Annotated in this window: 10 protein-coding genes and 2 pseudogenes; all 12 read left to right on the top strand. The window is 70.8% G+C overall.

The window, feature by feature from the left end; translation table 11 throughout:
* Positions 1 to 650: pseudogene (locus tag I5G_RS15890) on the top strand (elongation factor 4); the annotation flags it as partial.
* 44 nt (positions 651 to 694) lie between these two features.
* Entirely contained in the window at positions 695 to 1,339 is a 645-nt protein-coding gene (locus I5G_RS22955) for a DUF1990 family protein (RefSeq protein WP_022879942.1), read from the top strand.
* Positions 1,339 to 2,556 (top strand): radical SAM family heme chaperone HemW, encoded by a 1,218-nt coding sequence (hemW, locus tag I5G_RS15880; RefSeq protein ID WP_022879941.1) that lies wholly within the window; start codon positions 1,339 to 1,341, stop codon positions 2,554 to 2,556. The genes I5G_RS22955 and hemW overlap by 1 nt, the downstream gene beginning before the upstream one ends.
* 81 nt (positions 2,557 to 2,637) lie before the next feature.
* Positions 2,638 to 3,672, top strand: coding sequence for a heat-inducible transcriptional repressor HrcA (gene hrcA, locus I5G_RS15875; protein WP_022879940.1), 1,035 nt, complete (start codon positions 2,638 to 2,640; stop codon positions 3,670 to 3,672).
* Positions 3,673 to 3,725: 53 nt separating this feature from the next.
* Positions 3,726 to 4,847, top strand: a complete 1,122-nt coding sequence (gene dnaJ / locus I5G_RS15870; RefSeq protein ID WP_022879939.1) for a molecular chaperone DnaJ — start codon at positions 3,726 to 3,728, stop codon at positions 4,845 to 4,847.
* A 2-nt stretch (positions 4,848 to 4,849) separates the two neighbouring features.
* A complete protein-coding gene (locus tag I5G_RS15865) occupies positions 4,850 to 5,584 on the top strand; it encodes a 16S rRNA (uracil(1498)-N(3))-methyltransferase (RefSeq protein ID WP_022879938.1) in 735 nt (244 codons plus the stop codon).
* A gap of 145 nt (positions 5,585 to 5,729) precedes the next feature.
* Positions 5,730 to 6,077, top strand: coding sequence for an HIT domain-containing protein (locus I5G_RS15860; protein WP_022879937.1), 348 nt, complete (start codon positions 5,730 to 5,732; stop codon positions 6,075 to 6,077).
* Positions 6,078 to 6,126: 49 nt separating this feature from the next.
* Complete coding sequence (locus I5G_RS15855; protein WP_239642558.1) at positions 6,127 to 7,155, top strand: PhoH family protein; 1,029 nt, start codon at positions 6,127 to 6,129, stop codon at positions 7,153 to 7,155.
* Positions 7,152 to 7,620 (top strand): annotated as a pseudogene (gene ybeY / locus I5G_RS24870) (rRNA maturation RNase YbeY). Before I5G_RS15855 ends, ybeY begins: the two are co-directional and overlap by 4 nt.
* The gene (locus I5G_RS27370) at positions 7,617 to 8,930 is read left to right on the top strand and encodes a hemolysin family protein (RefSeq protein ID WP_026096003.1); all 1,314 of its coding nucleotides are present in this window, start codon (positions 7,617 to 7,619) and stop codon (positions 8,928 to 8,930) included. The pseudogene ybeY and the gene I5G_RS27370 overlap by 4 nt, the downstream one beginning before the upstream one ends.
* The gene (gene era / locus I5G_RS15845; RefSeq protein WP_022879934.1) at positions 8,927 to 9,820 is read left to right on the top strand and encodes a GTPase Era; all 894 of its coding nucleotides are present in this window, start codon (positions 8,927 to 8,929) and stop codon (positions 9,818 to 9,820) included. Before I5G_RS27370 ends, era begins: the two co-directional genes overlap by 4 nt.
* 32 nt (positions 9,821 to 9,852) lie before the next feature.
* The coding region (locus I5G_RS15840; protein WP_022879933.1) for an alcohol dehydrogenase catalytic domain-containing protein at positions 9,853 to 10,330 on the top strand (478 nt) is incomplete at its 3' end.

Genomic DNA, 10,330 nt, shown 5'->3' with positions numbered 1-10,330 from the left:
CCAACCCGAGCGAGTACCCCGACGGGCGCGTCGCCGAGGTGTCCGAGCCCATCGTGAAGGTCGGCATCCTGCTTCCGAAGGACTACGTCGGGACGGTCATGGAGCTCTGCCAGTCCCGCCGCGGCACGCTCCTCGGCATGGACTACCTCAGCGAAGACCGCGTGGAGCTCCGCTACAACATGCCGCTCGGCGAGATCGTGTTCGACTTCTTCGACCACCTCAAGAGCCGCACGCAGGGCTACGCGAGCCTCGACTACGAGCCCGCCGGTCAGCAGACGGCCGACCTCGTGAAGGTCGACATCTTGCTCCAGGGCGAGAAGGTGGATGCCTTCAGCTCGATCGTCCACCGCGAGAAGGCCTACAGCTACGGCACGATGATGACCGAGCGCCTCCGCAAGCTCATCCCGCGCCAGCAGTTCGAGGTGCCCATCCAGGCCGCGATCGGTGCGCGCATCATCGCCCGCGAGAACATCCGCGCGATCCGCAAGGACGTCCTCGCCAAGTGCTACGGCGGTGACATCACCCGTAAGCGCAAGCTCCTCGAGAAGCAGAAAGAGGGCAAGAAGCGCATGAAGATGGTGGGCCGGGTCGAGGTCCCGCAGGAGGCGTTCATCGCCGCCCTGTCCGGCGACGTCGAGGGCAAGAAGTAACGACGCCCACCGACTTCCCATCCGGGGAGAGGAGACTGGACACCATGCGCCGGCAGAACTTCACCGACGACACGGTCGACTACGCAGCGGTCGGCGCCACCCAGGCGCACGACCTCATGCAGTATCCGCCCGAGTACTCCGTGCCCGCGGAAGACGCGTGGCGGATCGGCAGCGGCGAAGAGCGCTTCACCGCGGCCAGCGAGCTGCTGCTCTCGTGGGCGCCGCTCCGGTCCGAGGAACTGAGCATCACCGACGTTCGCCCGGCGACCGACAGCGGGTACACGGGCGTCGGCTTCGACGCCGAGGGCGCCCCGATCGCGCCGAGCCGCCTCGAGTCCGAACAGAGGTTCGCCGCCGACGGCACGCCGTTCGTCAGCCCGGGCACGAGCGTGCGCGTGCACGGCAAGGTCGATGGACACCGCGCCGACGGCCACCTCCGCGTCATCTCGGTATTCGAGGAGCCCCGCCGCGTCGGCTACATCCTCGGCACCGTGGGGCATTCGATCGTCAGCGGCGAGGAACTGTTCGCCGTCGAGTGGCGCGACAACGACGAGGTGTGGTTCGTGGTGCGCGCCTTCGACCGCCCCACCGCGCCGTCGTACCGCGTGTTCCTCGGTCTCGTGCGCCGTCGCCGTCGCGCGCTGTTCCAGCGGTACCTGCGGGCGATCTCGCCGCTGTACACGTCCTGATGGGCGGACCGCTCCCACTCGGCGACCCGGCCCCCGTCGACGGGCGACTGCCCGACGACCTGCCGCTCGATCCCGCCGCCGACTTCGGCGTGTACCTGCACGTCCCGTTCTGCCGCGTCCGCTGCGGCTACTGCGACTTCAACACCTACACGTCGAGCGAACTCCGCGGCGCGCGCCAGGAGGACTTCGCCGACACGCTCGCCGCCGAGGTGCGCCTGGCGCGTGGAGTGATGGATGCCGCGGGCGGTCGGCGGGTGGCATCCACGGTGTTCTTCGGCGGAGGGACGCCCACGCTCCTCCCGCCCGGCGACCTGGCGCGGATGCTGGGCGCGGTGCGCGAAGAGTTCGGGATCGCCGACGGCGTCGAGGTCACGGTCGAGGCCAACCCCGACACCGTCGACGATCGCGTCGCCGAGACGCTCGCGGCGGCCGGGGTGACGCGCCTGTCGATCGGCATGCAGTCCGCGCAGCCGCACGTGCTCGCGGTGCTCGACCGCACGCACGACCCGCGGAACGTCGCGACCGCGGTGGCCGCCGCGCGCCGCGCCGGACTCGACGTCTCGCTCGACCTCATCTACGGCGCGCCGGGGGAGTCGCTCGAGGACTGGCGCGCGTCGCTCGAGACCGCGACGGCGCTGCGGCCCGACCACATCTCCGCGTACGCGCTCATCGTCGAGGACGGCACGAAGCTCGCGCGCCAGATCCGCTCGGGCGTCGTGGCGATGCCGGACGACGACCTTCAGGCCGACATGTACGAGCTGGCCGACGACCTCCTCGCCGGTGCCGGCTACGACTGGTACGAGGTGTCGAACTGGGCCACCGACACGGCCCACCGCTCGCGCCACAATCTCGCGTACTGGCGCGGCACCGACTGGTGGGGTTTCGGCCCGGGCGCGCACAGCCACGTCGCGGGGCTCCGCTGGTGGAACGTCAAGCACCCGGCGGCGTACGCGCAGCGCCTCGCCGCGGGGGAGTCGCCGGCGGCGGCGCGCGAGCGGCCCGACGAGACCGCGCGGCGCCTCGAATCCGTGCTGCTGCGCAGCCGCATCCGCGACGGACTCCCGGTGTCCGAGCTCCTCGGTGAAGGCCGGAAGGCCGTGGCATCCCTCATCGCCGACGGCCTGGTCGAAGGAGCGGATGCCGTGCGCGGGCGCATCGTGCTCACGCGCCGCGGACGGCTGCTCGCCGACGCCGTCGTGCGGGCACTCACCGCCTGAGCGCGCTTCCGACTCTGGAGCGGACGGGTGCTCTAGAATTGGCACTCAGGTGACCGGAGTGCCAGAAGGAGGGAGCCGGCCATGGTGTCCGAACGCGGCTTGCAGGTGCTCCGCGCGATCGTCCAGGACTACGTCGACACGCGCGAACCCGTCGGCAGCAAAGCCATCGTCGAGCGGCATGCCTTCGGGGTGTCGGCGGCGACGATCCGTAACGACATGGCGCAGCTCGAGGACGAAGACCTCATCGTCGCGCCGCACACGTCGTCGGGCCGCGTGCCCACCGACAAGGGCTACCGCGTGTTCGTCGACCATCTCGCCGAGCTGCGGCCGCTCTCCACGGCCCAGCGCAGCGCCATCACCTCCTTCCTCGACGAAGCCGGCGACCTCGACGACCTCCTCGCGCGGACGGTGCGGGCACTCACCCAGCTGACCGGTCAGGTTGCGATCGTGCAGTACCCGTCGTTCGCGCGCGCGAACCTCTCGCACGTCGAGCTCGTGGCCCTCGGCGGCCCCCGCGTGCTCGTGATCCTCGTCACCGACACCGGGCGCGTGTCGCAGCGCATCGCGCTGGTGCCGGTCGAGCCGACCGAGAGCGACATCGTGCAGCTGCGTGCCCGCGTGGGGGCGCTGCTCGTCGGCCGGAGCGTCGCCGACTGCGCGCAGACGGTCGCCACGGCCGACGGGCCTCGACCTGGCAACGCGCTCGACGCGATCGCCGACGCGGTCCTCCACGTCGTGGGCGAGGAGCTCGACGAGTTCCGTCAGGACCGCCTGGTCATGGCCGGCGCGGCGACGCTCGCCAAGCGCGAGTCCGACTTCCGCGGCAGCATCTATCCGCTCCTCGAGGCGATCGAGGAGCAGGTCACGCTGCTGCGGCTCATGAGCGAGATGGTCGCCGACGAGCAGGGACTCTCGGCCAGCATCGGCCGCGAGAACGAGCCGTTCGGTCTGGTCGAGGCATCCGTCCTCGCCAGCCGCTACGACGGCACCGCCGGCGGTGCGCGTGTGGGCCTGCTCGGCCCCACCCGCATGGACTACTCCTCGAACCTCGCGGCGGTCCGTGCCGTCGCGCACTATCTGACCCGGATGCTCGAAGACGACGACAACGCTCGTTGACGGCACCCGCACCCAAACGGATCGACCCCGCGTGAGCGGGCAGGAAGGCGATTGTGGCTGACCACTACGAGGTCCTCGGCGTCGCACGCGATGCCAGCCCCGACGAGATCAAGCGCGCGTACCGGCGTCTCGCGCGCGAGCTCCACCCCGACGTCAACCCCGGCGAAGACGCGTCCGAGCGCTTCAAGCTCGTGACCCATGCGTACGACGTGCTGAGCGACGCCGAGCAGCGTCGCCGCTACGACATGGGCGGCGACCAGAACCCGTTCGGCGGCGGGGGAGCGGCCGGGTTCGGCGGCTTCAGCGACATCTTCGAGACGTTCTTCGGCGGCGCGCAGGGCGGCGGGGGTCGCGGCCCGCGTCCGCGTTCGCGGCGCGAGCGCGGCCAGGACGCCCTCGTGCGCGTGAACCTGCAGCTCGCGGACGTCGTGTTCGGCGTGCACCGCGACCTCGAGGTCGACACGGCCGTCCTGTGCGAGACGTGCCAGGGCGCCTGCACGCAGCCGGGCACCAGCGAGGTCACGTGCGACATCTGCCACGGCTCGGGTCACGTGCAGCGCACAGTCCGCAGCCTGCTCGGCAACGTCGTGACGAGTCAGCCGTGCAGCGTCTGCCAGGGCCACGGCACGACGATCCCGTACCCGTGCGGCACCTGCCAGGGCCAGGGCCGCGTGCGCGCGCGCCGGACGGTCTCGGTCGACATCCCCGCCGGCGTCGAGACGGGCCTGCGCCTGCAGCTCCCCGGTTCGGGCGAGGTCGGTCCCGCGGGCGGACCCAACGGCGACCTGTACCTCGAGGTCACGGTCGAGTCGCACGACGCCTTCAGCCGCGAGGGCGACGATCTGCTCGCGACCCTAGAGGTCTCGATGCCGGATGCCATCCTCGGCACCACCACGACCATCGAGTCGCTCGACGGGAGCGTCGACCTGGAGGTGCGTCCGGGTGTGCAGTCCGGCGACGTGCTGACGATCAAGGGACGCGGCATCACCCCGCTGCGCGGCAGCCAGCGCGGCGACCTGAAGGTCGGCGTGCACGTCGTCACCCCGACGCGCCTGGACCACAAGGAGCGCGCGCTCATCGAGGACTTCGCCAAGCGCACGAAGGCCCCCGCGCCGCGCCTCGCGGAGCACCAGCAGGGCATGTTCTCGAAGTTCCGCGACCGCTTCCGGCACTGACCGTGGCGCTGCACTTCGTCACCGACGACGCGTCGACCGCCGGTGTCGGCGACGTCGTCGTGCTGACCGGTCCCGAGGCGCACCACGCCGCCGCGGTGCGGCGCGTGCGCGTCGACGAGGCGGTGACGCTCGGAGACGGCCGCGGCGTCTGGCTCGAGGGCCTCGTCACGGCTGCGGCCCCGAAGCAGGTCGACGTGCGGATCACCGGCCGCGCCGAGGTTCCCGGCCCGTCGCCCCGCATCGTGCTCGTGCAGGCGCTCGCGAAGGGCGACCGCGACGAGCTCGCGGTGCAGGCGGCGACCGAGCTGGGAGTCGACGCGATCGTCCCGTGGCAGGCCGCGCGGAGCGTCTCGCGGTGGGATGCCAAGGCCGACAAGGGTCTCGCGCGCTGGCGCACGATCGTGCGCGAGGCCGCGAAGCAGGCGCATCGCGCGTGGATCCCCGAGGTCGAGGGGGTCGCGCGGCTCGCCGACCTCGTCTCCCGCGCCGGGGACGCGCACGTGCTGGTGCTGGAGCCCACCGCCGACGAGCGGCTGACGTCTCTGGCATCCGATTCCTCCGATGAGCGCGATGTCGTGCTCGTCGTGGGGCCGGAGGGCGGGATCGCCCCCGAGGAGCTCGCCGCCCTCAGCGCCGCCGGCGCGCGTCTCGTGCGCCTCGGCGACACGGTGCTGCGCACGTCGACCGCGGGTGCCGCGGCGATCTCGGTGCTGTCGGCCGCCACGGGTCGCTGGTAACGCACCGCCGGAGGGCGTCGGCGGTTTGGGGCGCGATCGTCGCCTCGGGGCGCGAAACACACGCCCCGAACGCAGGAATGCGCCCCAAACCCCACAGGCGGCCCGCCCCGGCCCCGTGTCCGAGCCCGTCGATAGACTGGATGCCATGACCGAGCCGTCGATCTTCACCCGCATCCTCCGCGGCGAAATCCCCTCCGAGATCGTCGCCGAGACCGAGAACGCCTTCGCGATCCGCGACATCGCGCCGCAGGCGCCGGTTCACCTGCTCGTGATCCCCAAGACCGAGCAGTACCGCAACGTCGTCGAACTGGCCGCGGGCGACCCCGACCTCCTCACCGAGATCATCGGTCTCGCGAACGCCGTCGCGGCCGAGCACGCCGACGGCGACTTCCGCCTCGTCTTCAACACCGGCGCCGGTGCCGGTCAGACGGTCTTCCATGTACACGCCCACGTTCTCGCGGGCGGACTGAACGAAAAGAGCACGGGTGGCTGATTCCCCCGAAGAACCCGTCGTCGAGCGTCTGTACGCCGACGGCGTCGCCATGGTCCAGCTCCTGGGCCCCCAGGACCGCTTGCTGCGCGTGGTCGAGAAGGAGCACCCCGACGTCGACGTCCACGTGCGCGGCAACGAGATCACCCTCACCGGTGGCGCCTCCGCGGTGGCCGCGGCCAAGGGCCTCGTCGAGGAGCTTCTCACGATGACCCGTAACGGCCAGGGCCTCGACCCGGCCGACGTGTCCAGCTCCAGCCGCATCCTGCGCTCCGACGGCGGACCCCGTCCGTCCGAGGTGCTCGGCGAGGCGATCCTGTCGTCGCGCGGCAAGGTCATCCGCCCCAAGACCCTCGGGCAGAAGGCGTACGTCGACGCGATCGAAGAGAACACCATCGTGTTCGGCATCGGTCCCGCCGGCACCGGCAAGACGTACCTCGCCATGGCGAAGGCCGTCCAAGCGCTGCAGCGCAAAGAGGTCAGCCGCATCATCCTCACGCGCCCGGCCGTCGAGGCGGGCGAGCGCCTCGGGTTCCTCCCGGGCAGCCTGACCGACAAGATCGACCCGTACCTGCGGCCGCTCTACGACGCGCTCAACGAGATGATGGACCCCGACATCGTGCCCAAGCTCATGGCCACGGGCACCATCGAGGTCGCACCCCTGGCGTACATGCGCGGGCGCACGCTCAACGACTCGTTCGTCGTCCTCGACGAAGCGCAGAACACCACGCCCGAGCAGATGAAGATGTTCCTCACGCGCCTCGGATTCGGCACGCGCATGGTGGTCACCGGTGACATCACCCAGATCGACCTGCCGCAGGGCGCGTCGGGTCTGCGGCTCGTGACGCGGGTGCTCGGCGACATCGACGACATCCACTTCTCGTACCTCACGAGTGCCGACGTCGTGCGTCACACGCTGGTGGGCCGTATCGTCGATGCGTACAGCGAATACGACGAGAAGCGTCTCGTGGCCCGCCGCGAACGCGACGAGGCATCCGAATTCGCCAACCGTGCCGAACGCCGCGGCGCGGCCCGTCCCGCGGGTCCGCGCGATCACCTCCCGAGACGAAACCGCTCATGACGATCGAGATCAACAACGAATCCGGCCACGAGGTCGACGAGCAGGTGCTCCTGCGCCTGATGGAGTACAACCTCGCGGAACTCCACGTGAGCCCCGACGCCGACGTCGCCATCGTGCTCGTCGACGAAGGCGCCATGGAGTCCCTGCACGTGCAGTGGATGGACGAGCCGGGTCCGACCGACGTGCTCAGCTTCCCGATGGACGAGCTGCGTCCGGGCACCGAGGACTCGCCGACCCCCGCGGGTCTCCTCGGCGACATCGTGCTGTGCCCGGCCGTCGCCGAGACGCAGGCGGTCGCCGCGAAGCACTCGACGCAGGACGAGCTGATCCCTCCTCACCACCCACGGGTTCCTCCACTCCTTCGGCTTCGANCACGCCGAGCCCGAGGAAGAGCGCGAGATGTTCGGCCTGCAGCGCGAGCTCATCACCGGTTTCCAGGCCGTCGAGCGTCGCCGCCGCGCATGACCGCGGCCGTCCTCCTCGTCCTCGCCCTGATCCTCGTCGCCTTCGGCGGCTTCATGGCGGCGTCCGAGGCGGCGCTGGGCGTCACCTCTCGCGCCGACCTCGCCGAACTGGGTGCGAGCGGCCGCAACGCCCGCTCCCTGCAGCGCATCGCCGACGACCCGAGCGCCCACATCACGGCCGTGGTGTTCATCCGCGTGCTGGCCGAGACCACGGCCGCCGTCCTCGTGGCGGCGGCGTTCATGCTGCTGTTCGACGACATCTGGATCGCACTGATCGCGGCGGCCATCCTCATGACCGGCATCTCGTTCGTGCTCGTCGGGGCCAGCCCCCGCGCGGTCGGCCGGCAGCACGCGACCGGGCTGCTGCGGGGCGGCGCGCCGATCATCCGCGGCATGCGGATCCTGCTCGGGCCGCTCGCGCACGGACTGATCGCGGTCGGCGACCGCCTCACGCCCGGGGTCGCGCGCTCGACGTCGTTCGCCTCGGAGGAGCAGCTGCTCAGCATCATCGACGAGGCGGCCGAGAACGAACTCATCGAGGAGGACGACCGCGAACTGATCCACTCGGTATTCGACTTCACCGACCGGTACGTCCGCGAGGTCATGGTCCCGCGCACCGACATGGTGACGGTGGATGCCGCGGCCACCACCCGCGAAGCCCTCGCGCTGTTCCTCGACAAGGGCGTCTCGCGCGTGCCCCTCGCCGACGACGAGGCCGACGACATCGTCGGCATGCTGTACCTGAAAGACCTGGTGCAGTTCGGGTTCCGCGAGGAAGCAGGCTGGCGCGACGCGCCGATCCGCCGCATCGCCCGCCCCGCCGTCTTCGTGCCGGAGTCGATGAAGGCCGAGACCCTTCTGCAGCAGATGAAGAAGGATGCCGTGCACGTGTGCCTCGCGGTGGACGAGTACGGCGGGGTCTCGGGGCTCGTGACGCTCGAGGACCTCATCGAGGAACTGGTCGGCGAGATCTCCGACGAGTACGACGCGCCCTCGACGGAGGTCGTGCCTCTCGATGACGGGCGCTTCCGCGTCAGCGCGCGCCTCGGCCTCGACGAGGTCGGCGACCTGTTCGGCCTCGAGCTCGACGACGAGGACGTCGACTCGATCGGCGGTCTGCTGGGGAAGGCCCTCGGGCGCATCCCGCAGCCCGGCGCGACGGCCGAGCACTCGGGCCTGCTCATGACGGGCGGTGCCTCGCGCGGGCGCAACCGCGGAATCGCGACGGTGATCGTGGAACGCGCCGACAACGACGACGAAGACGACGAGACGGCGCCCGCGGGCTCCGGTCGCGAGAGGAACGACAGATGAGCGACAACAGATCCGGCTTCGTGACCTTCGTCGGTCGCCCCAACGTGGGGAAGTCCACCCTGACGAACGCCCTCGTGGGCGAGAAGGTCGCCATCACGAGCGACAAGCCGCAGACGACACGCCGCGCGATCCGCGGCATCGTCAACCGTCCCGGCGGTCAGCTCGTGGTGGTCGACACGCCTGGCATCCATCGTCCGCGCACACTGCTCGGGCAGCGCCTCAACGACCTCGTCGAGCAGGTGCTGGGCGACGTCGACGTCATCGCGTTCTGCGCACCCGCGACCGAGAAGGTCGGTCCCGGTGACCGGCGCATCGCCGAGTCGCTGTCGGGCTACCCGCGCGCGAAGAAGGTCGCGCTGGTGACGAAGACGGATGCCGCGACCCGCGAGCAGATCACGGAGCGACTCATCGAGGTCGACGCGCTGCGCGAGGACTGGGCGGCCGTCATCCCGCTGTCCGCCGTCACCCGGGATCAGCTCGACGTGCTGAGCGACGAGCTGCTGGCCCTCATGCCGGAGGGGCCCGCGCTGTACCCCGACGACGTCGTCACGGACGAGTCGCTCGAGGACCGGATCGCCGAGATCATCCGCGAGGCGGCGCTCGACGGCGTGCGCGACGAGCTGCCGCACTCCATCGCCGTGACGATCGAGGACGTCGCCCCGCGCGAGGGCAGCGACCTCACCGACGTGTACGCCAACATCGTCGTCGAGCGGGACAGCCAGAAGGCGATCATCATCGGGCGGAAGGGCTCACGTCTCGCTGACGTGGGCGCCCGCGCGCGCAAGGGAATCGAGCCGCTCGTGGGCAGTCGGGTATACCTGTCCCTGCACGTGCGCGTGGCCAAGGAATGGCAGCGCGACCCCAAGCAGCTCGGCCGACTCGGGTTCTGAGCCGACCATCTCACGACGAGAGGACGACGTTCATGGCGAAGCAGTGGCGGGCGCACCAGCCCGGTCCGGTGGAGAACTGGACGTTCGACGAGGTCGAGGTGCCGGCGCCCGGTCCCGGTGAGGTCACGATCCGCGTCCACGCGGCCGGGATCAACCCCGCGGATGCCAAGCACGTCGCGTCCGCACGACCCGGTGTCGAATTCCCCGTCGCCATCGGCTACGAACTGTCGGGTGAGATCACGGCTGTCGGCCCCGACTCCGTCGGCGGCTCGGGCGACCTTGCCGTGGGCGACGAGGTCGTCGCGTTCCGCGTCCAGGGCGCCTACGCGACCGAGGTGAACGTCCCCGCGCGCGACGTCTTCGCCAAGCCCGCGACGCTGACACACGCCGAGGCAGCGAATCTGCTGCTCGCCGGCACGACCGCGGGCGAGATGATCCAGGTCACGCGTGCCGCCGAGGGCGAGACGGTGCTGCTGCACGCCGCATCCGGCGCGGTGGGCGTGAGCCTGC

It is taken from the genome of Microbacterium sp. B19 (assembly GCF_000333395.1).
Lineage (GTDB): Bacteria > Actinomycetota > Actinomycetes > Actinomycetales > Microbacteriaceae > Microbacterium.
Note: the sequence above shows the minus strand (reverse complement) of the source record. Positions and strands in the feature narration are given on the sequence as shown.